The 26,359-nt window shown below is 56.5% G+C and carries 14 protein-coding genes; 4 read left to right on the forward strand and 10 right to left on the reverse strand.

Features of this window, described 5'->3' with window-relative positions; translation table 11 throughout:
* Nucleotides 1-1,698 precede the first annotated feature (1,698 nt).
* A complete protein-coding gene (locus tag KKO72_RS05605; protein ID WP_214936301.1) occupies nucleotides 1,699-3,093 on the forward strand; it encodes a hypothetical protein in 1,395 nt (464 codons plus the stop codon).
* A gap of 595 nt (nucleotides 3,094-3,688) precedes the next feature.
* On the opposite strand, the gene KKO72_RS05610 is transcribed toward KKO72_RS05605, so the two are convergent.
* From KKO72_RS05610 to KKO72_RS05650, 9 genes are all read right to left on the reverse strand, one after another.
* Entirely contained in the window at nucleotides 3,689-4,819 is a 1,131-nt protein-coding gene (locus KKO72_RS05610; RefSeq protein ID WP_214936303.1) for a hypothetical protein, read from the reverse strand.
* 245 nt (nucleotides 4,820-5,064) lie between these two features.
* Complete coding sequence (locus tag KKO72_RS05615) at nucleotides 5,065-7,749, reverse strand: RNaseH domain-containing protein (protein WP_214936304.1); 2,685 nt, start codon at nucleotides 7,747-7,749, stop codon at nucleotides 5,065-5,067.
* 4 nt (nucleotides 7,750-7,753) lie between these two features.
* The gene (locus KKO72_RS05620) at nucleotides 7,754-11,215 is read right to left on the reverse strand and encodes a hypothetical protein (RefSeq protein ID WP_256445069.1); all 3,462 of its coding nucleotides are present in this window, start codon (nucleotides 11,213-11,215) and stop codon (nucleotides 7,754-7,756) included.
* On the reverse strand, nucleotides 11,212-12,504 hold the full coding sequence (locus KKO72_RS05625) for a hypothetical protein (protein WP_214936308.1): 1,293 nt from the start codon (nucleotides 12,502-12,504) through the stop codon (nucleotides 11,212-11,214). Before KKO72_RS05625 ends, KKO72_RS05620 begins: the two co-directional genes overlap by 4 nt.
* 74 nt (nucleotides 12,505-12,578) lie before the next feature.
* Nucleotides 12,579-14,063: a TM0106 family RecB-like putative nuclease gene (locus KKO72_RS05630; RefSeq protein WP_214936310.1), complete on the reverse strand. Its 1,485-nt coding sequence runs from the start codon at nucleotides 14,061-14,063 to the stop codon at nucleotides 12,579-12,581.
* 172 nt (nucleotides 14,064-14,235) lie between these two features.
* On the reverse strand, nucleotides 14,236-15,258 hold the full coding sequence (locus tag KKO72_RS05635) for a TniQ family protein (RefSeq protein WP_371736827.1): 1,023 nt from the start codon (nucleotides 15,256-15,258) through the stop codon (nucleotides 14,236-14,238).
* On the reverse strand, nucleotides 15,258-16,157 hold the full coding sequence (locus KKO72_RS05640) for a TniB family NTP-binding protein (protein ID WP_251140475.1): 900 nt from the start codon (nucleotides 16,155-16,157) through the stop codon (nucleotides 15,258-15,260). The genes KKO72_RS05635 and KKO72_RS05640 overlap by 1 nt, the downstream gene beginning before the upstream one ends.
* Nucleotides 16,157-18,067: a helix-turn-helix domain-containing protein gene (locus tag KKO72_RS05645; protein WP_214936316.1), complete on the reverse strand. Its 1,911-nt coding sequence runs from the start codon at nucleotides 18,065-18,067 to the stop codon at nucleotides 16,157-16,159. Before KKO72_RS05645 ends, KKO72_RS05640 begins: the two co-directional genes overlap by 1 nt.
* Nucleotides 18,064-18,726 (reverse strand): TnsA endonuclease N-terminal domain-containing protein, encoded by a 663-nt coding sequence (locus KKO72_RS05650; protein ID WP_214936318.1) that lies wholly within the window; start codon nucleotides 18,724-18,726, stop codon nucleotides 18,064-18,066. Before KKO72_RS05650 ends, KKO72_RS05645 begins: the two co-directional genes overlap by 4 nt.
* Nucleotides 18,727-18,907: 181 nt before the next feature.
* Here KKO72_RS05650 and KKO72_RS05655 point away from each other — a divergent pair, with 181 nt between their 5' ends.
* The 3 genes from KKO72_RS05655 (at nucleotide 18,908) to KKO72_RS05665 (ending at nucleotide 25,352) form a co-directional block, all read left to right on the forward strand.
* The gene (locus tag KKO72_RS05655; RefSeq protein ID WP_214936320.1) at nucleotides 18,908-22,381 is read left to right on the forward strand and encodes a DEAD/DEAH box helicase; all 3,474 of its coding nucleotides are present in this window, start codon (nucleotides 18,908-18,910) and stop codon (nucleotides 22,379-22,381) included.
* A gap of 315 nt (nucleotides 22,382-22,696) precedes the next feature.
* Nucleotides 22,697-23,590: a hypothetical protein gene (locus tag KKO72_RS05660; RefSeq protein ID WP_214936322.1), complete on the forward strand. Its 894-nt coding sequence runs from the start codon at nucleotides 22,697-22,699 to the stop codon at nucleotides 23,588-23,590.
* Between the two features lie 715 nt (nucleotides 23,591-24,305).
* Nucleotides 24,306-25,352: an amino acid ABC transporter substrate-binding protein gene (locus KKO72_RS05665; protein ID WP_214936324.1), complete on the forward strand. Its 1,047-nt coding sequence runs from the start codon at nucleotides 24,306-24,308 to the stop codon at nucleotides 25,350-25,352.
* 166 nt (nucleotides 25,353-25,518) lie between these two features.
* Here the strand turns inward: KKO72_RS05665 and KKO72_RS05670 are convergent, their stop codons facing one another.
* Entirely contained in the window at nucleotides 25,519-26,304 is a 786-nt protein-coding gene (locus KKO72_RS05670; protein ID WP_214936326.1) for an ethylbenzene dehydrogenase-related protein, read from the reverse strand.
* Nucleotides 26,305-26,359 lie beyond the last annotated feature (55 nt).

Below are 26,359 nucleotides of genomic sequence, written 5' to 3' on the forward strand. Positions count from 1 at the left end.
CCCTGAAGGCAGCGCTCGCGCAAGAGAAACGGTGCTGTTATTGCGGCTCGTTGAGTCAGGACAGTCGCCGTTCTCCGCAGATGCGCAACCAATTGCCCGGCGGCTAATAGTCGCCCGATGGATCAGGCCAGCCGTCCGCGGCCAAGGCTGGGAACTCGTGGACGATCAAAGACATGCAGTCTTAGAGAGGTTGCGCCTCCTCTGGCCTGCGTGGGAGCAGGATTCGGTCCTGTTGAGAGAACTGGGTCTCAACCCATGGCTGGTGACACACATCCAAGCCTTGCCAGCGTTGCGCAGGCGCCAACAGGCTACCGGTTTCATCCATCGCAAGACCTGGAATGCGGCCTCTGCGGCTGGATCAAAGCGCCGCAGCCAAGTGCTTCCGGGCGCTGTTCTGACGGATGACTGGGTGGTACGCGGACGCACCAATGCAGATGTCCATCTTGTCACCCCTGAATCGCGAATAGATTGGAGGCGCGAGACTGAGCTGAACATGGAGTTCACTGTTTCAGAGAGATCCTGGTTGCGGTCAAGTGGCCTGGGCGGCGAAGCGCCAAACCTGGTTATCACGGTCGAAAACGTTGGTGCCCTCGTTGACTTGCCTATACCGCCCTGTGGGATGGTCGTTTTCGCACCAGGTACTGTGACTGCGGGCGCCGCGAAAATCGTGCGTGAGTTGGCGAGTAGTGCATGGGTGCACTTCGGTGATCTCGATCCTGCCGGAGTTGCGGCATGCTGCCGTATAGCTAGCGATAGCGGCCGTACACCCCAGCTATTCATTCCCAGTTTTGCGAATGAGTATCTCAATGGCGCGCTTCCAGTGAAGCGCAAGTGGCCCCTGTTGCCACTGGATCATCCAATCCTAGCGGCGTTGGTGGCTGCAGGTACTTGGCTTGAGCAAGAAGCCTTCCTCCTCGACCCTCGCTTGCCTATCGAACTTGAGGCGTGCGCGTGCCCAAATTATTAATCTGTAGTTAAATATTAATCTGTAAGTTAATAATATGGAGCTCCAGCAAGCCGGTCTCTGCGGCGATTGATTAGTTGGACGATGCCGAAAGCCATGTTGGCTGCAAACCGGGGTTGAACTGGATCGATGGACAGCGGACCGTGGCGAGCACCCGCAATCAGCCAAAAGGAGATGGCTGCTGACGTGTAAGCGCCAATTTCTCCCCTTAGACTTCACCATTCAAATCCCGGAGAAGTCTACTGCTGCGTATTCTGGAAGCCACGCATCACGACCAGGTTATAAACGTCTTATTGGGAACGGCTATTTAGTGGAGGACATCAGCAGGTCTATCATTCCTACGGCTTGCGGCTGGATGCGTATTCCGACCAAAGAAGCTACTCTATCCGGCGCAAAAAGGCCATCTGTTCCGATCCAACGAAGCCAGTCGATGCGTCAACTGATAATTGAGCGGGGAAGCACCCGCTATGCAGCGATAGCAGTCACTCGGGCTATGGAGGCCGTGCTGCAGCTATCAGCCACAACCGGATCCTCACGACTACCGGTGAAATCCGGCCGGAAACGGTCACCCGCCAATAATGCAGGCTCATCTTGCTGGCATCTATTCTCTGTGCGTTAATCGCCCCTGCTTCGATAGACACCTTCGAGCCTCAAAGCTAAGGCCCAATAGGAGGTGCGTCCATCCACTTGGTCGGACGGCAGAAGGTGCCACAAAATCTAAAAGGATTGCGCAAATGTCCGAACACATCACGGACCTGCAAGCGGCGGTTGCATCGTACGCACCAGACAGGCAGATCATCACCTTCAGCCCGGCGATGCTGGTCCTGCCTCGCGATGGAGCGCGCGGGAACTTCAAGACCGTCGTGCAGATTAGCTACTTCTTCCATGAGTGGATTCACTACCTCCACAACGTGTCGACAGTTCACGGCATTTCCGCGTATTCGAGCTTCATCGGCTTGTGGAACGCCTTCCGGCACACGACGGGTGAGTTGGGGTTGGGTCAAGGCAGCTTCGCCACCTCGTCGGCCGAGGAGTTGAAGACGCGCACCTACTTGGACGTCATCTGGAGCACGCGCCGTCCGGCGGATAAGCCGCTGCTCGGAACGTTGTCGGTGGACATGTGCCGCATAGTCTCGTGCAAGCCGGCAGGGAGTTTCAACGGTACCCCGGACCACCTCGACGTGCTCGTCGAGGTAACCAACGAGCTGGGTGATGTGGTGATCCACCCGAAGGTGATTGGCCCCACCGAGATCATCGAGTCTGTCGCCTATCTGCTCGAAAGTCGTTTTCTGGTTTGCGGATTTAACCATCCGCCGACATCTGCACCCGTCTTCCCCTACCACACGCTAACCTTGTTGGCGCGATACATCGCGCCGGACCTAGACGACAAGACTGTCTTGTTGTGCGGCTTGGCCAGCCTCCAGAGCACGTTCCCGACCGACGCAGTGATCCAATTCCTCAAGGTATGCCACGAGTGCGGTAAGAAACAAAAGGACGCCATCGCATGGCTGACTGCCGAGACCGTCAACCAGTTGAGCCATAACGAACCGGGATTGCGCGCTGGCTTGAAGGAAATTCACGACATGTTTCCCGTTCCAGGCGGCGTGGAGAGGGCCGTGAAGGAGACCATCGCCTTCATGGAGAAAAACCTCGACTTGCGGTTGGACAACCCGTTCTTTGAGCTCGACTTCGTCGACCAGTTCTGTGAGGCCGGGCCCAGCAACTTCGATCAGGTCATGAACCACCTGATGCAAACCCACGGCATTTGCAGTTGCCGCCAAGTGCGGGCCGGATTCGACGATGAGATCGAAAGGGATGATCTTTTCAACTTCGCCGTCGCCGCCAGTGACGACAGGTTGACCGAAGCGCGGCTGGCCATGCTCGCATCTGTGGACTTCCTAGTTCGTCACCTGCAGGCTGACGGCAGCTTTAGGGCGACGGCCGACCTACAGAATCGCGAGTGCCCGTTCTTCAGTTCATGTGGGGAGTCAACCCGACGCGACCATGCAACGGACTGCGCAACCCAGCCTTGGAAGTCCGTCCATACTGGGCCTACAAACCCCTGCAACTATGCCCGAGGCGTGCTGCACTTCCAGCCTGGCGAGCTCAAGTCGAGACCTGGCGAGTGATGTTCGCCCAGGTCCGACTTTTGCCGGTTCGTTGATCGATGCGTGCCTGATAGGTGCTCGCGCTACTTCGGATGTCCTCGAACGGCGCTGTTGCGTAACCCGTCCTGAGGACGAGCTTCCCCTTACCCCGGACGCAGCTAACCCACGCGCACCGTTTCGGGCGTACCCAAGCCGGTGAATCTGTTGAGGATGGCTGAGTGGCTTCACCGTCGTGAACACCGGTAGCTATGAATGGATGCGGCGGGCTGACACCGCTCTGGCTCTCGCTGCCGCATTCGTGAATCTACCGAGCAAGGAAGAGCGATTGGTTGATCGTACAGCGATCGCGTAGTTCATTCCGGAAGGTCAGCGCTAGAGCGGAGGCGCGTTCCGCTTTGGGCACGATTCGGCTGCACGCCCTGTCACGAACGCATCAAATGCTGGCAAGCTGGTCGAGCGGCCGCTCGCGTCGAGAGCAGTCGTTCGCCATTGCATGCGCGACTGGCTGCTCACAGCCTGACGCTGACTGCCGCTTCGCAGCGATTGCCGACCATCGAAGCGACGGCGAGAATGACCTGTGCCGATGCATCGCGTGCATCGAATGAGCACCTGCTACCTAGTGTGAGATGGCCACAGGGCACGGACGTGACCGTTGGTCTAGACTGAGCTTCTTCTGTCGTGCGAGTTCGATCCATAGCATCGCTATCTCGTCGCGAGAGAGGGTATGCAATCGATGGTTGTAGAACACGTCGGTCACATCTAAGGGCAACGCAGCACATCGGACTCCGGCCTCTACTGCGGCCGTCCAGTCCGAACGGCTGCCGCCTGCGAGTTGAGTCAGTTCCGACGCGAAGTCGCCGGCCAGGCAGCCACCCTTGTAGCGCGCTCTTACCACCTTGATGGCAGCGTGTGTCCGCGCGAATCGTTCCAAATGCACCGCCATGATGCCGCGCATGCTCTCCAGGGCCTTGCTGCCGCGGTCACTGAATGTACCTAGCATCGGAACCTTGTTGTCATACAGACGAGTGGGGCAGAACCGAGCGGCGGCCTGAAGACCGGCCTCTACGTTGTGACCGATTGTCTGCATCAGGACGTTCCAGGTGTTCATGTCCCAGTCTGGCTTCTGCTCGCGCCAAAGGCAAACGTGGTCGTCTATTTCTTGCGTGCCGCCGTAGAACTCAGCGAGCAGCGTAGCGTCGCTGTGGGAGAGATCCAGGCACGCGGGAGCGCTCGGATAGAGCGAAGGCTTGAACGGTCGAAAGGTCGTCCAAGGATCCCGTGGCGGAGCATTGGAGGCAGACGCTGAAGAGAAATTCACGACCGCGCGATCCAGCATATAGATTTGATGGGCGAGAACTCGCCCGAGCTCTTGCGCAAGCAAACCCAGTGGCCCCCGACCTGGCTCAAAGGCATCGGAGCTGGTCCTCGGGGGAGCCGCGACATTCATCGTCCCGACATGAATCGTTTGGGCGGTAACCGAGTTCGTATCGATGAGTGCCACGAAGAGGCCCACCGCGGCGTTGACCAGGGCCACGGGGAGCGGTGTTGCCTCATCCTCGTGTGCCTGCTTGATTTCCTTGAGGCGAGCGGCCGTGTATGTTTGTTCGTCGCCGTCGATCTTGGAATGGTGCAGTTTGCACAGAAGCACTAAGTTATCGTACCCGTGGCGCTCCTCTGGATCTTGCTCACTTCGGTAGCGCGCTGAGCCCTCCTTGGAGCCTTCGATGTGGCAGATGTCTCCGACCACCGTTCCATCCCTAACGATTTCGTCGGTACAACCAGGGTATGCACACTGGTTCCTGCAGAACGTGAACAGGCGCTTGATCGTCGGGAGCCGCGGGGCCGTGAGTGGCTTTATTACTGTCATGTCAGAGGTCGAAAGTACTGTGACGAGCGGTGCCGCATCCCAGTTAATCTGTGAGGCCGGAAAAACTTCGCTGCCGCGTGGCGTTTTCCTGCAGTGCAACGACTAGCTGCCGCCAACAAGCCAATTTATCGTAATGTTTCGCCAAGCAAACTCGCCTCATGCAATGGGAATGGCAAGATAGTCGCCTCATCAGTAGAGGCATGAAGCTCCATGGCCTTTCTTGTAAGACCAGCGACATTGCGGGCATCTTCATCCCTGCCAATTACTACGACGCAAATTTCACTGAGTGAAGGAAAACGACGTGCCTTCAAGTTTGCAGGTACGTCCTCTTCTGCAAAACGAGATTGTTGATTGGCTATTCGAATAGCGCCGCTTTTTTGCAAAGGTATCGGAAGTCCCCGACTCAGCCAGAACGTGCGATTGGAATTGGGCTCCGCAAAAATTCCAGTAGCAATGCCGGTTTTATTGTCAGCGACAAGGTAAGTCGGCGATTTATCGGTATCCGTGAGCAGCCTAACAACAGTACCAGACCCACCATCGCGCAGAACCGCAGTGGAGGCTGCGGCACCTACACCGCCCATTTTTAGTTCGCCAAACTGCATAGCGCCATTCCCAAGCTGAGGTACATACCTGCGAATATTGGAAGCGTCGCAGAAGCTTAGAGTTTTGGCTGTCTGAGCAGCTAACGAACCGAAGAACTGACCGATATACGCCTTTAACTGGTCATCGCGCATATCACTCGTGTTCTCATAGTCCTCCGAATACAACGCCAGCATCGCGCGGGCATAGGGCTTCCAATTCTGAGCGCCCATACGGTCAGGAAACAGCGCCATCAGGCGGCCATTAACGAATTTAACCACTACCGGCAGCACTGCTCCATCTTTCCGAGCCCCCGGTTGACGCTCGAATCTTTTGGAATTGAGATTGACTATCCACCATGCCTGCAGGGATGTATTTGCCGGCACCGACTCACTGTCCACATATACAACACCCAATGCGCGAAGCAAATCACGTAAAGCGCTACGTAACTTGTAAGGATGCGGGTCATCTTCTTCTGAGGGCGCCAGCCTAAACTTTTCCCGCTCTTCTGGGTCGAAAAGAACAACTTGAGCCAGCACATCACGCCGCGCCAACGCTTGGTACACCAAAACATATGGATCCCGTTCCGGCTCGTCACGGAGCTTTTCATCCATCTCCACAAGCGCCAACCAAACGCCTTGTTTGTTGGCCATATGTGCACTTAAGTGCCCGTCCAATTCCGACTGGCGCTTTAGCGTTGCCTTGCGAATGGCATCTCGCTCAATCTGCACGCGCTTGGCCTTGGGCAGCCCAGCCGCAAATTTCGCGGATGCCTCTTTAGGATCATCTAGCCACGATATAAGCGGGCCGGCAGGCATGGGGTGAATTGCCACTTTCAAACCACATGCATAAGTGCGCTCATTCTCCACAATTGACGAGGCTTTCCCCAAAAGCAAGTCCAGAGCAGCATTCGTTTCTGACAAGGCCGAGGGCCGAGTAGAAAAGAGTGCTACATGAAGCGTCTCTTCGCTATTCAAGGCCACAACTTCTTTAAGAATTTGTCGGGACAGCGACTCTGTTAGATTTTCGGATTTGCTGATATTTGCGTAGTGTGACGCGCGTGGAGGAGTCTTTCGCTCTAACGAAACGGGGGAAAATCCAATGCCACTGAGATGCTCCTCAAGAAACTTAAAGTACGTTTTTCGCTCAGGTATTCCTATTCCTGTTTCTCCGGGCAGATTCTTATCACCATGGTACGCACCTGCTCGTGGATAAATGGAGACCTTCCGGTCAATCACTGCGCCCAAAAGACCTTTTTCCGTGGCGAGAGATGCCTCATTTACACCGGTTAGTGACAGGATTTTGCGCAGTACAGGTAGCGATCGCCCCCCTTGTGCATCGCTTTCCCCCAACAGCACATTAACTTCGCTCTGCTTAAGCGACACTTGTAATGCGCGCACTCGTTCAGAGCCTCTCGTAAAAAAAGCGTCTGGGGTTAGGAACACATCGAGATACCTTGACCCATCTCGCTTAAATGATGCGGGGTGAATTGGAAGGTAATTGCGAATGGATACGCTGACCGCCACGCGGAGCCGTTGCTGCTCCGGCGTGGAAAGCGCCGAAACTTTGAGCGCTTCCGTCCAGTACCCACGGACATCACCTGTCTTGCGTGACTCGACAGGATGCGGCCTGTAGCCTAAAAGTGTTTTCCCTCCGTACAGAGACTCTCCCGGACCAGCTGGCAATAGGATCCGTGACGAGTCCCGACTATCGTCAAGCACCTTTCCCTCCAGTCCACGACTTGCCAATACCGCAATCAAGTCGTAGAGACGGCGGTCTTTGGGCACTGGGCACGCCGCCCCTTGCACCAAGCTTAGATCGATTGACAGATCGTGCCAGGCAGATTTGGTCGATCGCTCATCCTTCAGAATTTCAAGAACCTCTTCCGAGCGCTCCACGCTAAGCGTAAGTCCTAACCAAATGCTCAAGGCATTCAAAACTTCCACTTTGACCTCATCCAGAGGAGACTCAGGAGCGTAAATCCACAGGTGCAATGAACGACCAGGATTGCTGATGTCAATCCTGCGAATTTCAAACATATCGACACATGGAGCGACCCACGCCAGCACGGCTTCTAAACCACGGAGGTCAATATTCTGATGTGCCAGTTTGCTTTGAGCAGATTTAATTGCCTCGTACGCCCTTACGGGCATGACGTATGAGACTAGCTGCTTTTCGCGCAGCTGTTCCATGTTCAGTTCGAATAAGTATGGGGTGATGATGTCTGCCATGAAGTTACCCTCGTTTTGCCAACGGAAAGAGTTGCTGAAGTCCTTGTAAAAACGGCTGATAGAGCCGAGATGCCAGATCGCGTACTTCTTGCGAGTGCATTGCCGTATCAAGGGTTCTCATGCATGCCATCAGACAACTGGAAGCTTGAGTTTCTGCGTTCGGATTGCCGGCAAAGGTTTGTGGAGCAAACCGCTCATCGACAAAACCGACATACACGGGCACTCCCCCGCGAATACCCCGCCCAATGGTTTGCCAGAGTTGCGTAACAAGGTCCCAACTGTATTGGGTGCGGGCACGAGCCGGCATGATGCTGAATGAACGCCGCAGCGCAAACCCATCATCCAGGGCGAACCTGGCCTTTCGTTCAAAGGTCTTCCCCGCCGTTGAAATCGAGTCCTGTCCTGGGCGCGATTTATTGATCCATTCCATGGTGAAGCGGTTCACACAACCAACAATGCTTTGGATATCGTCGGGACGAGGATGTGGCCTATGCAAAAAATAGATGGTGCTGATAGCGGCACACCCGTCACTTCGCACAATGTTGTGACCTCGTGAAATTGGCCCGATGGGCGCAATCAAGATTGCTCCGTCTGGAGCATCCCCGAAAGTCTCAACCCGTGAACGCGGGAGCAAAACGAGATTCTGGCCGTACGCCTCAGCTTCTTTCGCCTGTTCATGGGCAAAGCCGTCTGCCTTGGCGACTGAATCGGCAACGAGGCAGTAGACCGTGTGCTTTACACCCGCAGCCGTCATCAGTGCATTGGCCACAACCCGCGCATCTCGGTAGTTGCTGACAACCAACAACGCTTTGCGCCTATTGGTGAGAGAGCCGGCGCCCCACGATTGCTCTAAGACCTTCCACTTTTGCTCCAGCCTCGTTCCCGCTGGATTGCTTTGCCCTAGCAAGCGGGCTATTCGCCGAAGGTTGTCACGCCGCACATCGGAAGGGCAGCCGGAAACAGAGATTGGTGTATCACTTAGGGAGACGAATTCGTAAATACTATTTTCTAGAGCTTGAAGTTCAGCGGTAGGCTGGCGCAAGATACCTACAACAGGGGATTGGACGTCGTATCTAGGCGAGGCATCAGCAGCCTCTCCGCCCGCCCAACTTGTACCAGACATGAGCAATACATGCGGCCCAGCTTGTCCTTCCTTTTGGATAAGTCTGTGAAAGTTCGTGAGTAGGTATCGACCAACGCCTAGGTGGTTTACTAGTTTCAGCGCCCCACCCGCATTTTCGTCTGCCCCTTGTTCAAACAGCAGCCCGAATACCGTGCCATAAAGAGGCCGAGGAATGATCGCACCGTAGTGCATCATGAAGCGTCGTGCTGTGTTGAAGATACTATCTGGCGCTAGCTTGAAGTCATCTTCAACAGCTGGCTGATTTCTCACCAGGTAGCCGAAAGTAGACAACACAACATTGGTTAGCAACGCCAGTCCGAGCGCTCTTGACCGCGCTGTGTCGTCATTAGGAATAGACTTGCGACGCAGCTTACTTTGCCCCGTCTGCGCGCTCGTTGAGAACATTGAAAGTGGCCCTCCATTCATTGCTTTCGCAATTTTGTCCAGAGGGCTTCCTTCCCCAGAATCAGTTCCTCGCTCCAACAACTCTCGCTGTATAGGTTTGAGAAATGCATGCGCCGCTAGCAACCTATCGTCGGTAAGTCCCTGAGGAGTATCTTGAGTGTCTTGCTCATCAGCTACCTCGCTGTACAAAGAACTCGCAAGAATGGCAACCTGTTCGAAATAGGCTCTGCGTTCCTCGTTTTCCCCGGGGTTTGCCGTGGACCACAGGTCGCACAGAATGCTTGCCGCCGTAAAAGGCTGCCCGCGTGTAGTCCATAGAAGGTCCTTCTCAAAACGAAGAATGAAGTGGTAAGCCAAGGCCACCGCTCCCTGCAGCCGTGAGAAGGCAGCTTGCCAGCGCACAGTAACCGCCTTGGCGTACTGCCCCCCCAATCGATCTTGCAACGAATTTGCCATTAGCCTCTGATGCTCGGGCAAGAAAGCACCACTGTCAGCGGCTAGCAAACTTGCGTCCTGCAAGCAGTGATCATCAAATGTTTGTTGAACGCTATCCGCTTCGTCAATCAATACAACGTCGGCCGTGTACTGAAATAGCTCCGGAAAGGACATGTGTTCTGCCACCACGCTCTTGTCTGGTGACATGGATAGCAAAGCTTGTGAAGTCATCACTATGACGCTCGCATCAGAAAGAGACATTTGTTGAGCGTGCACAGGGCACATGGAAATCAATGGACACGACCGGAGATCTCTCGTGTCCAACGTTTCTGTTTTCGAACGCTTTGATTTCTGTGGTGCAACCAATCTGTGACAAGGCTTCTCGCGCAGGGTTGGCACGAATGTTGTCTCTCCATCCATTTCACCCCGACTGATCAGTTCACGTTCTGCCGATTGGTATCCTTCCAGCGGGCATGCAATTCCAAGTGACTCGGTCATCGCGGCAGCTGCAAGCAACTTGCTATCTGACTCCATTCCTCCGGCCGCCCAATGGGCGGCACTTAGGTGTTCAGCACGATTGGGGATTGAGCTGATCACGGTAGCCTTAAGCACACCGTGCGCTCGGAGACGCGCCACCAATAGTGATGCGGCGGCTGTGTCACTCGCAATGACGACGACCCTTTTGTCATATCCCGGACGAATCAGCAGAAACAGCAGCGCAAGCAGCAGCGTACTTTTCCCGCTGGACAACATGCCAACCAAATGCTGTGTCTCCGATAAGGTCAGCACGCCATCTCGCCACATTTCGGAGCCCACTGCCTCAATAGATACTCGTTCAAGACGCTTGCGCAAATGAAGCGTGGGCAGCCATTTGGGGAATGTCGCCAATGCCTCGCGTTCATCTACTTCGGCCGCGGTAGACAGCAAGTCAGACCACTTGATTGCGATTGCTGGATTGATTGCCCGTCGTTTGAGCGCAATCATCGGCGCATCAGGTGGGCAAATTGCTGGAACCTCATAACCGATGGTTGCTTTGTCCCATCGCACGGTGGACATCCAGTGCCCTGCCGTCGCATAGTGAATCGTCCTTAGTTCGTAGGGAGCAACGTTACTTAGTGCATCTGATAAGAGCGTATATCCAGCATCGTCCGCCGATCTTTGTCTTTCAGGAACCTGCGCGGAAACCGCGTACAGAGTGCGGCCTGCATTGGTCTTGTGGTTGCTTAGTGCATTGCGCCATGCCAAGCGGCTGCAATAGGAACTCGCCATATGCCGCAGCGTGGCGAGCGGCGCACTTGCATCATCTGGTGTGAGCCCCGAAAGATGCCCTTGCAGTAGAGATGGGATGATGTCGGTGGTCTCACCAGGCAAATACCTTCCCAAGAAGTGGAGGCACAAGTCTGCCAGCGCAGTATCTCTAGATTCCTGAGTGGGTCCACGCTTGCTTTCGAGCAAAAGTACTGAGTCGGCGTAGAGCGCAACGAATGACTTGGACTGCCTCATTTTTCTGCCTTTTTCAATAGCTTCAGCAACTCACTCACCGTGAGCAAATCCACTTTTTCCTTGCCTAGCGATGCGCGCGCCCTCGTAAATACCTTTATGTAGTCTGGATTTAGAACCTTCAAGTAGTCGGGAATGACAACGAATCGGACGTGTGTCTTGTAGTCCCTAAAGCGCTTGAATGATCGCGCCAGGCCTTGTGCGGAGATGTGGTCTTTGACATCAACAGCAAACCGCTTGGCATTGCCTTTTTTCCGAATAACGAGATCGACCGTATCAAGCTTTGGCCAGAGATCAACTTCCCAACCGAGTTGCTGTGCACTTTCCATGAGTTTGATTTCGTGCCAGCCCGGCAAGGACCAGAAGAGTCTTGCCGGTCTCCGCAGTTCTAATACGTCCGGCGTGTAGTCGATGGCTTTTGGCCCTTGCATATCAAGCGCGCGCTGTGCGGAATCGTCACGGAGCTCTGTAATCAGCTTCCCACCCACTCTGCGCAACCGCGTCCCCGTGGATGGGCAAAGCAAGACTTTCCCTGCTTCGGCATGCACTGGTGGCATACGTACGTAAAAAGTGTCAATCAGCCTTTGAGCGACTCCTATTTGACGCATGAATATCGGGTGGCGACCCAATAGTTGCGTATAGCCAGACGCAACCGGGACCTCCACCACGGTACGCCGCCAAGCCTCATAGAGTTCTTGACCCGCCGAGCCAAGCTCTTCGCAGCAATCCATTACGGCTTGGTAGAAGACGTGCTCACTATCCTGCTGCCCACGCTCTGCAAGAGCCAGACAGTCACGAGTGATTTCGAAGTTCTCCAACAACCTTGCCGCATAGAACTCGTCCGACACCGGTCCATCTAGTTTTGGGCACCACTCGTACAGCGGTTTCCCTGCAACCCCCAAAAGATCAGCTAACGTGACCGGATATTCGCTCCCATCCAAACATTTCAGAATTGAGGCGACATCCAAGCCTCGCTGCAAGTGAGTTGGATAGGGTACTCGCGGATACCCGTGGGTATCAATTTCATCCTGCAACGCCACCAATCCCACGGCAAAACTCAAAACCATCTCTTCAACTGAGGGGGGCTTGGGCTGTGATGCTGTTTGCTCAGGAAGGAGGCCCAGCATTTCCAGGACGGCTTTCGGGATTTGCTCCAAGTTTCCAACTGATGCATGTGCCAAGTACGCATCTAGCGTCGGGCGCGATACCCCCATCCACGCTGCGGCATGTGATTTCCAGCGTACAGCGGGTGCTCCTGACTTTTCGACAAGCTGAGCTTCAAACTCCGTCATAGGCGCCTTTACAGTCTTTACAAATTCGCAATAAATGCATTATTTGTAAAGTGTAAAGCGTTTTCGATAAATATTCAATAGCCTGCTATTTTGCGCAAACCATCCAGCAGAACTCGCGTTGCTCGGCAATCGTCTTCGTTGTAATCAAGGATGCGCTGGCGCACCTCTGCGCTTCCAGTCTGCACCCACTGGTCATACCACTCGATAGAGGCCGCACCAGACGGATTGGAATCGCGCCACCGGAATCCCAAGTATTTGGCCAGTGTTTTTATGGAGCGGTTATTGACCGGCCACTCTGTCTTTGAAACCACGTCGTAGAGCAGATCGACCATCCACTCTTTTAGAAATAGCGCATCCACGTCGTCTATGCTGCAGACTTCTGGGTACCGCTCAGCCAATTTTTTCCAAGCCGTACGTTCGTACTTAGAGTAGTAATAGACTCGCGCCGCGCCACCAAACCCCATTAGATATTCCCAAGCGCTCCGAAAGGCGACCGCCTCCGCAGCAGGAGTGGGTTCTGAGGCAATGCATGCTATGTAGCGCTCCGTTCCATTCGCGCCGCCCCTGCGCTCCACAAATCCGTGCAGGTAGCAAATCCCTCGCATGGGATCATCCTCAATATCAAAGAAGACCTCTATCTCGGACAAAGGGAGCTCAACCGGTTCACGAAAATAGGGCTTGGCGTCGGGTTGCGTCAACAAAATCGCCCTAGCCCGGTACTTTTGCAGCGTGTCCGGGCCAATTCCAGCAAATGACGTTTTGGCGCCGCTGATGTAACTCGCAGGGTCGCAAGCGGCAAGAGAAGCAACGTTCGGGAAAGTGGCGAACATCGCATCACGTTTTGCACGTCCCAATTCAGCAATTAAGGTGAGATCGTCGACCTCGCGCAAAACCTCGTCACATCGTCGACGCCAATGGCAGTGGCCGCATTGCGCAGACAAGGCAGCACGGGACGTTTCGCTTCGGTCCAGCAGTTGTCGTATGTATTGAAGCGTCTCAAGATACAGCTCCCACCAGGTTGTCTTATTACGCATCCCCTGGGGGGCGGCAAGAGCATAGGGAACTTGCTTGTACCCACCATCCAAGATTACAGCGCTCTTGGTACCGTCAGAAAAACTGAGCAGCTCCAGAATGTTCGTGTAATGCGCGACCTGAACTGCGTAGTGCTTTTTTAGTTTTCCGGAAGATTCCTCTCCGTCAAAGCCCGAACCCGATTTGATGTCACCAGCGACATATGCATCGCCACGCAGGAACAAGAGGTCTGGCTCGCCGACCAAGTCACCATGCTGAATCCTGCCCGCATATATCAGCGGCACTCGGTTTCTGATGGCTTCCAGAGTGCGGGTCTCTTTTTCGGCAGTCTCCAGCGCAAAGAGATTCAGTACACCTTCGCCCATTCTCTCGATAACCTTGAACTCGTGATTCCAACCCTGCTCCCATAACATCTCAAGAAATGGCGAAGGGTCATCGCGAAGACCAGGATCTTCAAAAACGTCCATGGAAACACGATGCGGACAATGGACCGCGTCATACAGCATACTTCCGGAAATCAACTTCATAAGCATCTCCCTGACGGGAATATAGTAAGCTTTTGAAGGGAAAAACCCTATCCCCCGTTTGGGGGATATGAACACATACGCAATTCATAACTGCGACGTGACGGCAGCGCGAAGCTTGTCGAAACCAAACTATTCCTGATGCCTCTCATCCCAACATGAGATGTCAACAGCTTCATTGGCGTCTCCAGTCAGAAAACCCCTCCACAATCTCCGCATAGAACTGTGGCACATCATCAAAATCCTTGATCATGCGGTTATAGCGAACCGCCTTGGCGCGCCAAGCCCCCCTCAGCCTAGGCTCCAGATCGTCCATCAACCACGCCACCAACTGCATCATGTGGTGACGCTCCAAAAGCGGCCGAGTCTCAATCGGCATACGACCGGGGAGCAGCTCAATATCCTCCACCCCCAACTGATGGCAGATGTACTGGCACAGCCCTCGGTTCTGAAATCTCGTGGTCAGCAGCGTTGACAGTTGATGCATAACACGCATCACCCCCACGTTGACGTCTGTATCGCGCAGATCAAACCCATCCACTATAGAGCGGCACAAACGCACATGCCAGGCCGTGGCTCCTTCGTCATAGGACATGATCGGTGAAAGCGGCGACTCCCTCAGGTCACAGCCACATGCATGACATGTCGCCATGGAACCTATCTCGAAGGCACTGCCACGCCCCATTTCCATTCGGTGGAACACCACCGCCGAACCACATTGGGGGCAGCGATCATGAAGCATGCGGTTGTGCTTAATGCAAATGGTGTTGAACGATACCCTCCACGCCTTTCGGAAATACGGCAGAGGGTCATCCGCCAAACATGCGCCACAGAACTGCACGCCATATCCTTCACGCTTGCGGTGGTACATCTTCAAGGTCTGCAGCCAAAACAAAGCCCCAGATGACTTGAACTTGGGGAAAACACGACCTTCATAGGACCGCAAAGTCGTGCCATATGCGACTTCCAAGGGCGTACCGGTACGTCTACTCAATTCATCCAACAACCATTCCGGCGCCAAGCGATCCACATCCCGGTTCCACACCTGGTGCCGATTGCCAAATGCCAGGTTGCAAAAGGTCTGAACCTTCAACCCATGGCCGTAGGCCAAACGCACCAGCCAGGAAGTCAGTAGCTCATCGGGGAGGGGTTTGTACCGAATGGGCCACAACGGTGACGTGAACCCTTTCATTGGCATCAAAGCCGTTGGTATTGTTTCCGTTTGGACGGCGGCACCCAGCGCAGAGATCGGATTTTCTCAAAAGTAATTTGTTCCGTCTTACTGCGGATGGCATCCACGGCCAGTTCCTTGAACAGGTCGCACATGTCACCCAGCGTACCCTCGCTACGCGTGTGCATTTCCAGCATCATGGCTGGGTCTTTCAGCTTTGAAGGCTTCTTGAGAGGCGTGCGCAACTCAAGGGTCGCCAGCAACGCGCCGAACTGGTTGTCGGCCCGCCAAAGTGGCAGTACTTCCGGCGAAAACCGGCTGGACATTTGTGGATCGGTATTGAAGGCGTTGAAGGCGTCTTCGATACCGGCGGCCACGATCACCACCTTGGTTTCATTGCCCAGGCTCTTGAGCGCATTCCTGAAATCCTTCTGACGATTCAGGCTACCGGCAATGAGATGGTGGATCTCGTCGACGATCAACATCTTGACACCCAGTTGCTTAAACAGCAGCTTGACCTGGGAGTTCTTATCTTGCACAGCCGCTGCCGGTTTGTAGGGTGACATCAAAGCGTCAAGGATCCGTGAATAGAAAGCCGACACATCGGGTGTTGGCGGCGACTCCACCATCAAGACAGGACAAATCGTGGTTTCACCTTCCGGATCCAGATCGGGCGGATGCTGTGCCAAAAATCGCTCCAGGATGGACGTCTTGCCGTTGAATGATGGCGCCACCAGCAACATATTGGGCATGCGCGTAATACGCGGGTAGTCCAGCAAGTCTTCCATGCGGCTCAGGATTTCTTTGGCGCGGGGATAACCGAGCCAAGTTCCGGAACGAATCGAATGAATGCGCGCTGCATCAGGCGCATTGACCAGTGCCGCGGCCGCTTCATTGAGATGCGGATAGTCAACTGGTGTGTCCATCATTCATCATCCAGGGGTTGGACGATGTCTGGATCGTAGCCCCGCACCGCAGGAGGCGGCGTGCCGGGACCAGGTGCACGTGAAACGGTCGGCATTGTTTTCATCTTGTCGCCACGCTGCTTGTCATGTTCGGTGCGTCGTTGCTGCTCGCGCCGGGCGGTCTTCGTTTTGGCAGCGGCATCGGCCTCAATGGCACGCTGTTCGTTGATGATGGCAAAGATGGCTTTTTCGTTTTCTGGTGGTATGCCGCGCTCGGCCCCCCGGCGATGTGCCTCACGGAGTTCCCAAATGCTCACTGGAGGCAAGCTGGTGTCCCGATAAGGAATGTGAACGTAGCGCCGAGAAAGTTCATCGAAAAAGTACAGTTGACTGATATCACGTGGATCCCGGTGGAACCGGAATTTCCGCTTGTGCTTGGGAAACTCCGGGTGCGGTGCATTGATCCAGGGCCGCAACACATCATGGTAATAGTGCACGTCATCGATCACCACGCCGTAAGCTTGGATCGTGCGCTCGATGTAGGGCGTGAAGTTGATACGCAACACTTCCTCATCCAGACGGCGTGCAGGAAGACCGCGCCCCGGCTTGCTTTTGGTTCCGAGCAAGCCTTCACGCCACTTTTTCAGCGGTGAGGTGCCAATCCCATCATGTTTGCTGATGTGGTACCTGGCAAAGAAAAGAATGAGCCACTTCTCGATCTCGCTGAAGGTCATGCACGCATTGCCTTCAGCGTCGTATTGCCCCTTTTCATCGGGCCCGGAAAACGTTGCGCCCTTGACGGTTTTGAGTCCTTGGGTGACCGTGCCCATCAGACGCTCAATATGGGCGCCATAACGAGGCGTCTTGACCGGTCGCAGATGTATGTCGATGTCGTATTCATTGCAAGCGGCTTTGAGCATGTCGCCGCGAAACTCGCGGGCGTTGTCCATGTGCAGCGCACCCATGACGCCCCAAAAGGGCCATTCGACATTGGCTAGATCGTGCCGACGGATCCAAGCCTCCTTTGGCAGGATGGAATGCGCAATGCACATGCCTGCAGACATGGCCGAAGGGGCCTCAAGCGTCAAGAACATTCCCAGGCACACCCGACTATTCACGTCGATGGCCAAAGTCACCCAGGCCCGGTTGATGGACTTGCGATGCACATCGTCCACGATGATGACGGGCAACAGGGTGTGATCGATTTGCACAATCGACAGCGGCCAATCAGCATCGGGGATCACACCCTTGATCGGATCATGCCGGTCATGCGCCACAGCGGCACCCTCGCGCCGATGGGTTCGCTCCCGTCCGTCAGTTCGATCTAGCCGCGCCCGGATAGTGTTGACAGCCGGCAATGGCAAACCGGCGTTGGAACAGCGTCTTCGAATTTCGGTCACCGTCTCAGTGAGAGATTGCTTCTGCTGCGTGTCGTGAAAGTTCTCCAGCGCATCCTGTATGAGTGCTTCCACCTCTGGAGAAATCCTGCTGCCCGCCTTGCCGCCGCGTTGTCGCGTGTTGGGCAACAGGGAAGACAACAGCCCGGTTTGCCGAAAAGCCGCCACCCAACGATAAACCGTCGCCCGGCTCACACCGGCCTTGACCGCAATCTGATCAGCCAGTGCTTGAGCATGCCGGTAGTGGCTGCCAAGCAGTGGATCGATCCATTGACGTCGGGTTTTCGCAATCTCCCATAGGTCATCAGGCACATCCAACAGCTCGGACTCAGTCCTGGGTGCGGGTTCCGATTCACCGATCACCCGAGGCGGACCAATGTCACCGATCTTTAGCAGTACCCGCTCTCCAGATTCAGTGTCCCTGGCCAACACCAAGTTGATGTCTGCCAGACTGAGGATGACATAGTCTCTGCCCTCGTTCGTGACCGTGGCACCTTTGTTGATCCAGAGTTGGGGTGGGGCCTGCCTCTTCATGATTGGGCTCCAATTGAGGTTAACGGAACATCGTTTGTGAACGGCAGATCCAGATTCGTCGCCAGATGCCGGGTCAGCACCATGGACCAGATGATGGGCAGCCAATACAACATATCTTCGTCCGTTGAGGACAGGGCGAGCAAAAGTGATTGCGATGAGGTTTCGCCGCCAGCGTCCGCCATTGCATCCAGCACCGCCTGGACATCGGCAGCGGACGGCGTGACATTTCGATATTCGCGCAGAAACTTGAGGTTGGCCAGCCTTGGTGTTCGAATGGCATGCTGGTCCACCGTTATGAATTCCCAACCCCTTTCTTCTGCGTATTGGCGTGCGGCAGCGAACTTGGGCGCATATTTTTCGGCATGGCGCTCCAGGTCTTCAGAGGTTTTGACCTCCACCAAACTGGGCTTGCGAACCGCGCCGGTTTCGGCGTCTGGCAGATATTTGACGAGGACGTCAGGCACATAGCCTTTGGGGACACCAGCAACCGGAATACGAACCGGCTGAACTTCAAACGCCTCTACGCCGTCATCAAAGTCCAGAAGCAACAGATAATCTTTCTCAAGCAACGACTCGAAAGCATCCATCTCTTCGTTCTTTCGGCTGGAGTAGCCGCCTGTGACGAACAGGTAGTTTTTTGGGATTTTTCGGACTGGCATGCAGAACCCCATTCGTAGAATAGTCGTTTAAGAACGTAGTCTCACTAACTTCTGCATTTTGTCTCAACAACTTCTAAATGAAAGACCGCCAAAATGCCTAATTTTCTCATTTCATGCTGACTGTTCACACCAATTTTTATAGCTAACCACCCTTTATAAACAAGGGCTAGAGGCCAATTTTATGCCTCACACCGGCGCACCGCAGGGACTCTGGCTCGACCTCGCCTCGCTGGCGCAGCGTGCGGGTGCCGCGGTGTATGGCCGGGCGCTGGACCTGTACCGCAACCAGAAGGTGCAAAGCCTGAGCATCACCCCCGTCCAGAAACATTGGCTGCTGGAAGGTGAGGTGCAGGGCACGCAGCACGAGCCCTACCAGGTGGAGGTCGAACTCAGCCTGGGCACAGGTGGCCAGCTGCGCACCTGGGACAGCGACTGCACCTGCCCGGTGGGTTACCAGTGCAAACACGCGGTGGCGCTGATGATCAAGGCCGCCTACCGGGGCAAACTGCTGCTGGAGAACAGCAACAGCGCCGATGCCGCCAGCACCCCGGAACAACGCGAAGCCCAACGCCAGGCTGAGGTGGCGCGCCAACAGGCGGCCGAACAACTGGAGTCCGACAACCAGTTGATCCGCTGGCTGGGTGAACTGGCCCGCACCGCCAGCCATACCACCAGTGCGCTGCCCACACCGCCCAAACCCAGCCGCTCCGGCGCCCCGGCAGACCGGCCCGAGCAGTTTTTGTACCTGCTGTCCGTCCTCAACCCGCAAGGCCCCAGCCCACAACTGAGCCTGGAAGTGGTCACCGCCTACCCCAAGGTGGTGGGCGGCTGGTCACGCGCCAAGGCAATGAAGTTCCAGCCCGAGCGCGGCCAGCCGATCTACGACCAGGCCAGCGACACCGACCACGACGTGCTGCAGCTCATGCGTGCCATGCCGGGCAGCTCGGTCCAGTACTACTACAGCTACAGCGCCCGCAACAAAATCACGCCCGAGGGCAAATACGGTGTGCAGATCCTGGAAAAAGCCGCCAGCACCGGCCGCCTGTATGTGCTGGTGCCACCGAGCCAACCCGGCGCGCCCGTGGTTTGGGGTGAACCTCTCACCCTGAGCTGGGAGTGGTATGAGGTGGGCCAAAGCATCAACCACCGCGCCGGTTGGGCCTTGCGCGCCAAACTCGGCGACGGCCAGGCCAAGCTGTGCCTGAACAACCCGCCGCTCTACCTCGACAGCGTCAACGGCCGCTGCGGTCTGGTGGACCTGCAGGGCATGAGCCTGGGCCAGATTGCGGTGCTGCTCAAAACCCCGCCACTCAAAGCCGAGTCACTCAAAAAGTACCAGCCTGAGTTGATGGCCCAGCTGGGCCCGGTGCCACCGCCGCCGGTGCTGGAGCAACTGCCTACGCTGAAAAACATCACCCCAAAAGCCTGCCTGTACCTGCACGCGGTGCCGCCAGACCTGGTGCGTATTGAGGGCCTGATGCTGATGCACCTGAGTTTTGACTACGCCGGTTACCGTGGCTGGTGGGTGGGCCAGGGCAACACCGTGCTGGTGGACGGCCCGCAAGGCCGCGTCATGCTGCAGCGCGACCCCCAAACTGAGCTCGAAGCCATCGTGCGCCTGCGCGACTGGGGTTTTGCCAGCCAGGGCCACGGTGGGTTTGGCATCCCCGGCAACACATCACAACAGCGCTGGCTGCAATTGGTCGACAGCGACTACGCCCCGCTGCGCGAGGCCGGGTTTGAACTCAAACTCGACGACAGCCTGACTCACTGGATCAGCCACGCCAACGCGTTGGACGTGAACATACAAGCGCAGGGTGACGATGAGGCCACCTCACCCTGGTTTAACCTGAGTTTGGGCATGGAGATCAACGGCCAGCGCCACAACATCCTGCCGCTGCTGCCCACACTGATCAGCACCGCCGCGATGAGTCCACGTGATGCGCTCACCGACCTGCCCGATCTACCACCCTTTGTCTACCTGCCCAAGCCCGAAGGCGGCTTCATCCGCCTGCCGACCGACAACCTCAAACCCTGGCTCGGTGCGCTGCTGGAGTTGGTAGGTGACCACGAGCACGACTTCACGGGCGAGAGCCTCAAACTCTCGCGCCTGGACGCCATGCGCACCACCGCCGCACTCGGCGAAGGCGCGGTGTGGGACGGCGCCCAACAGCTGCGCGAGCTGGTACAACGCTTGAGTGGCCGCACCGAGTTGCCGCAGGTGGCCATACCAGCCAGCGTGCAGGCCACGCTGCGCCCCTACCAGCAACAGGGCGTGAACTGGTTGCAGTTTTTGCGCGAATACGGCCTGGCTGGCATCCTGGCCGACGACATGGGCCTTGGCAAAACATTGCAAACCCTGGCCCACATCCAGATCGAAAAAGACGCTGGTCGCTTGACCTCACCCGCCCTCATCATTGCGCCGGTGAGCCTGATGGGCAACTGGCGCCGCGAAGCCGAGCGTTTTTGCCCCGGCCTGCGCTGCCTGGTGATCCACGGCGCGGACCGCCACGAGGTCAGTGGCAGCACCCATGACCACGACATCGTCATCGCACCCTATTCGCTGCTGCCGCGTGACCGCGAAGGCTGGTTGCAGGGCCAGTGGCATCTGGTGGTACTGGACGAGGCGCAAAACATCAAAAACGCCGCCACCCAGGCTGCCCAGGTGGTGGCCGAACTCAACACCCGGCACCGGCTGTGCCTCTCTGGCACGCCGATGGAAAACAACCTGGGTGAGTTATGGAGCCTGTTCCACTTCTTGATGCCGGGGTTTCTGGGCAGCCAGAAACGTTTTACCGAACTGTTTCGCAACCCGATCGAAAAACAGGGTGACCCCGAAGCACTGCAACAGTTACGCGCCCGTGTCACCCCGTTCATGCTGCGCCGCACCAAGGCGCTGGTGGCACATGAGTTGCCGCCCAAGGTGGAAACCGTGATGCGGGTCGAGCTCTCAGGCAAACAAGCCGACCTGTACGAAACCATCCGCTTAGGGATGGAAAAAACCGTGCGAGAGGCGCTGAGCACAAAAGGTTTGGCCAAGTCACAAATCACCATCCTGGACGCGTTGCTGAAATTGCGCCAGGTCTGCTGCGACCCGCATTTGCTCAAGCTCGACGCTGCCAAAAAAGTCAAAACCTCGGCCAAGCTCGACCAACTGATGGAGCTGCTGCCCGAGATGCTGGCCGAGGGGCGGCGCATTTTGCTGTTTTCGCAGTTCACCAGCATGCTGACCCTGATCGAAGCCGAACTCAAACAACGCGGCCTGAAGTGGGTCAAACTCACCGGCCAAAGCCAGAAGCGCGACGAGATCATCCACCAGTTCACCAGCGGCGCGGTGCCGCTGTTTTTAATCAGCCTGAAAGCCGGTGGCACCGGCCTGAACCTGCCGCAAGCCGACACCGTGATCCATTTTGACCCCTGGTGGAACCCGGCGGTGGAAGCCCAAGCCACCGACCGCGCCCACCGCATCGGCCAGACGCAAAGTGTGTGGGTGGTCAAACTGGTGGCCCAAGGCACCATCGAGGAACGCATCCTGGCACTGCAGGAACGCAAAGCCTCACTGGCCGACAGCATGTACAGCGGCTCGGTTGGGCGCAAGGAACCGCTGTTCAGCGAGAGTGATCTGGCGGAGTTGCTCAAGCCGTTGGCGGGGTGATTCTTCTATTTTGATAGCTATCTGCCGTTTTTAGATAAGGGCTAGGAGCTTATTTGGTGTGTAGCAGCTGTTATTGACATGCAGCGACTTGAAACGCCGCGCTGGCAGCGGTTGTGGACGGCGGGATTGCAGCGGGAGCGGTCACCAAGCTTGTCGCGTCTGTCGCCGGCTTCCACTGCAAAGCAGTCGTCTACCGTAGGCTGTCGACGTTGCGGAACTCGTTGCGCAACGTCACTGAGTAATCCAAATCCGATAGAAGCCGCCGAAGTGCAACCGGCAACGCTGAGAATAGCGGATCGAGATAAAGGGCAAAGAATGGACGAGGATTCCACCGACGAGATTGAGCGTCAAGCGATTCGCAGGAAGCTGGTTCAGGTGAAATACCTGACATTCGTACTTGGGCCACCGCAATGTGCTCCAGCTAGAGGGCCAAACTATCGACCGGATATCGATGAGCGAGACGTCGTTGGCCCTGTACTACACCCTGGTCGAAAAGACGAGTCGGCCTACCGTCCCGGCAACGAATTCGCAAGCGAGTATGCCGCGTTGAAGGCTCAGTGGGAGACATTCGGACTGCTGCTCAATCGAGCCAAATCCGAGTCTGACGCGCTGGTGAGCAAAGTGATGATGAAGGGCGCAGCCGTTGAGCTGCGCTCCTTCATGGACACCTTGCCTCGTTACGTTCGACTGGTTTCCCAGTTGCCTCAGCACGACGGAAGCATGCCCCGCGCATACATGTGCCTGCTCGATGATGAACAGGCGGAGTTCCGCTCGGCCACCAAAGCATTCAACGTCGCGCGAGAGGCTATCTTTGGGCAACTCAATAGACTCCGCAACAACGTCGGCGCACACATGAGCCAGCCGCTTCTGGTCGGCGCCGCTGCACCGTCGCGCGGGGAATCGCTCGGGTGGGATGCAATCGAGGGGCTCTGGGACGCTCTGGAGCCGGCATTAGTCACAGAGATTGTCGAAACGGGTGATGAATTGATGGACTGCCTCCGCCGGCTACCACTGCACGAGTTCTTCCGATTCGAGAGTCCGACCCGTATAAGGCTGCACGTTCCGTTGGTCGGACAACTGGAAGGTGCCTCGGTTGTGCTTAACGGGCTAAGCGAGTCCCTCGTCAAACAAATTGAAGGCCAGGACTTAGGGCCAGCCCCAGTTTCTCGAATTAGCCTGCCGATAGCGATGGTGCTGCGAGGGACCTGAATCACCAGACGCTTGTCGGCCTGTGATTCAAGATCGTCGCAGAGGTGAGAGTGCTCGGTAGTTTTTGCAATTTGGCCATGTTGATCGCCTCCACAGCTCTAGCCGTCCTGGTCGTTGCTGCGCTGACTAGCGAACGCTTTGTGGGCAACTGCAGTCATTCAGCTGCGAAAGTTGAGTGGCTGCACCCAACCTGAAGCTGCCCTGCGTTGCATCCCAACCTACTGAAGGCGGGTGGTGGGGTTGCCGGGCGCAGAACCCATTCGCGTGATGAAACCGTCAGCAAACTGTCCCGGTGGCAACACCCGAACAAGCAGCCCACCCAAGCCGTGTCCCGCGAGGGGGCCGGAGAACGGCAACCCCGCCGCCCGCCTGGCGCCACCTGCTCAGAGAACCTGAACCACACTCTCCCATTCATAGCTACCAGCCCAAATTACAAAAGGGCTAGAGGCCAATTTCATACCCAATTCTCAAAGAATCACCTTTTGAGTCAGTTGGGCAATCACAAGACACTCGGCTACCACCTGCGCGCCAAAACCGCTGGCCGCGTGTTGGCACAGCAGGCCCTCAGATCTTTTTGGCATAACCAAGCAATCAATCCGTATTTGGTGTTTCCAACTGGCCCGCTTACAGTCAGTGGTTAAGCCAAACGCCCGGCCCTGCCAGGGCGCGATAACAACAACACTTACTCTCAATTTTTAACTCTCGGAACGCACTTATGAAGAAAAATCGCTTCACGCCCCAGCTGACTGCCGTGGCCACGATGGCCCTGTTGGGCGCCGTTTTGGCAACCCCCGCGTATGCCGGCAAAACCCTGGACACGATCAAGTCGCGCGGCCAAGTGGTCTGCGGGGTGAGCAGCGGGGTCAATGGTTTCTCGGCGGCGGACTCCACCGGCAAATGGACCGGCCTGGATGTGGATGTGTGCCGCGGCCTGGCGGCAGCGGTGCTGGGAGACGCCGACAAGGTCAAGTTTGTGCCGCTGAACTCGCAGCAACGTTTTACCGCCCTGCAGTCGGGTGAGGTCGACATCCTGGCACGCAACACCACACTGACGCAGACACGCGACGCCTCACTCGGCTTTTTTGCCACCGTGACCAACTACTACGACGGACAGGGTTTCATGGTGCCGGTCAAGAGCAAGATCAAAAGCGCCAAACAGCTCAAGGGCCAAACCGTGTGTGTGCAGTCCGGCACCACCTCCGAGAAAAATCTGGCAAGCTACTCCAAGGCCAATGGCCTGAACATCAAACCGATCGTGTTTGAGCAATTTGACGCCGCCAACGCCGCCTATTTCTCAGGCCGTTGCCTGGGCTACACCACCGATGCCTCGGGCCTGGCCTCGATCCGCAGCAAGGAAGCCAAGGACCCCAAAGACCATGTGATCCTGGCGGACCTGATCTCCAAGGAACCCCTGGGCCCGCTGGTGCGACGCGACGATGCCGAGTGGTTCACCATCGTCAAATGGGTGATCTACGGCAGCTTTGAGGCCGAGGAGTTTGGCATCACCCAGGCCAATGTGGACGAACTCAAGACCAGCAGCACCGACCCGCAGGTGCAGCGCCTGCTCGGCGGTGGCAAGGAAGATTCGGGCAAGGTGCTGGGCCTGGACAAGGACTGGCTGGCCCGCGCGATCAAGGCCACCGGCAACTACGGCGAGAGTTTTGAGCGCAACCTGGGCAGCAAGTCGGCAGTGAACCTGCCGCGTGGGCTCAACAAGCAGTGGAACCAGGGTGGCCTGATCTACGGCTACCCGGTGCGCTAAAACGCCAGACGCTTGCACAGCGGGCGTCTGAAAACGCACCCCCGGCCTGATGCCATCAGGCTGGTGAGACACTGGACTGAATGCTACTTATAAAATAGCATTCAGCCCTTTATTTTTGAGGGCTGCAGGCGAAATACATGACATGCTGCCATGGGCGCTGGCTGCCTTATTTGGCGGCCTGCACTTCGCCCGCCGCACCGCCGATGCCAAGCCGGTAGCCCAGCGAGATGTAGTGCATGCGACCCGCAGCGCGGTTGACGTGGATGGCGATGCCAAAGGGCACGCTGCGCCCCTCGACCACATTGCCACCCAGCTTGCGTGAGAAGGTGACGGTGGTTTTGTCGCCCTCCTTGCCACTCTTCACCTGAACACCAGCAGGCAATGTGGCGGGTGATTTGCCGCTTTTCCATTGCAGCAGTTCAAAACTGCCCGCGTTCACGTATTTGCCCTTTTTTGCGTCGCCACCGGGCATGCCACGCATGTCTTGGTGGCAGCTCGCCCAGCAGCCAACCAGCGCGGCCTGGGGCACCTTGTCATCCAGCAACATGATCGCGGCCTTCAGGTCGTTTTCGGCATCGCTGCCGGGTTTGGTGTCGGCGGGCGGTTTGAAGGACAGGCGCACGTTGAGCGTCCCTTTGTCAACAGCGGCCTGCACACTGACCGGGAAACTCACGGTCGTTGGCATGGCCTGCGCTTCAGGTTCGCGCGGCGCCAAGCGTTTGGCGGTGTAGTCGAGCCCCTTCTTCGTTTCATGGCAGATGATGCACGGCTGTCCGGCCTTGACGATGCTGGCGCCAGGATGCTGGCTGCTGATCCATTCGATGGGTGTGGCGCCTGCATGGAAAACCGTGATGTCGCGCACCGCAACCTTGCTCCAGTCGGGTTCAGCACATGCGGCGCTGCCGATGAGCACAAGGGGCAGACAGATGGCGAGGCGAGTCGATGGCAGCATATGAACTCCTTTCATGAGATGTGTGTGATGCGCAATGGGGTGAGCAGGTCTGCCA

Source organism: Rhodoferax sp. U11-2br, from assembly GCF_018619435.1.
Classification (GTDB): domain Bacteria; phylum Pseudomonadota; class Gammaproteobacteria; order Burkholderiales; family Burkholderiaceae_C; genus Rhodoferax.

Bases quoted from the DNA above. Each gene is read 5' to 3' on its own strand.
- KKO72_RS05605 (WP_214936301.1), top strand. From the start codon at position 1,699: ATGTCCGAACACATCACGGACCTGCAAGCGGCGGTTGCATCGTACGCA.
- KKO72_RS05615 (WP_214936304.1), bottom strand. From the start codon at position 7,749: ATGGCAGACATCATCACCCCATACTTATTCGAACTGAACATGGAACAG.
- KKO72_RS05620 (WP_256445069.1), bottom strand. From the start codon at position 11,215: ATGAGGCAGTCCAAGTCATTCGTTGCGCTCTACGCCGACTCAGTACTT.
- KKO72_RS05625 (WP_214936308.1), bottom strand. From the start codon at position 12,504: ATGACGGAGTTTGAAGCTCAGCTTGTCGAAAAGTCAGGAGCACCCGCT.
- KKO72_RS05630 (WP_214936310.1), bottom strand. From the start codon at position 14,063: ATGAAGTTGATTTCCGGAAGTATGCTGTATGACGCGGTCCATTGTCCG.
- KKO72_RS05635 (WP_371736827.1), bottom strand. From the start codon at position 15,258: ATGCCAATGAAAGGGTTCACGTCACCGTTGTGGCCCATTCGGTACAAA.
- KKO72_RS05640 (WP_251140475.1), bottom strand. From the start codon at position 16,157: ATGGACACACCAGTTGACTATCCGCATCTCAATGAAGCGGCCGCGGCA.
- KKO72_RS05645 (WP_214936316.1), bottom strand. From the start codon at position 18,067: ATGAAGAGGCAGGCCCCACCCCAACTCTGGATCAACAAAGGTGCCACG.
- KKO72_RS05650 (WP_214936318.1), bottom strand. From the start codon at position 18,726: ATGCCAGTCCGAAAAATCCCAAAAAACTACCTGTTCGTCACAGGCGGC.
- KKO72_RS05655 (WP_214936320.1), top strand. From the start codon at position 18,908: ATGCCTCACACCGGCGCACCGCAGGGACTCTGGCTCGACCTCGCCTCG.
- KKO72_RS05660 (WP_214936322.1), top strand. From the start codon at position 22,697: ATGGACGAGGATTCCACCGACGAGATTGAGCGTCAAGCGATTCGCAGG.
- KKO72_RS05665 (WP_214936324.1), top strand. From the start codon at position 24,306: ATGAAGAAAAATCGCTTCACGCCCCAGCTGACTGCCGTGGCCACGATG.
- KKO72_RS05670 (WP_214936326.1), bottom strand. From the start codon at position 26,304: ATGCTGCCATCGACTCGCCTCGCCATCTGTCTGCCCCTTGTGCTCATC.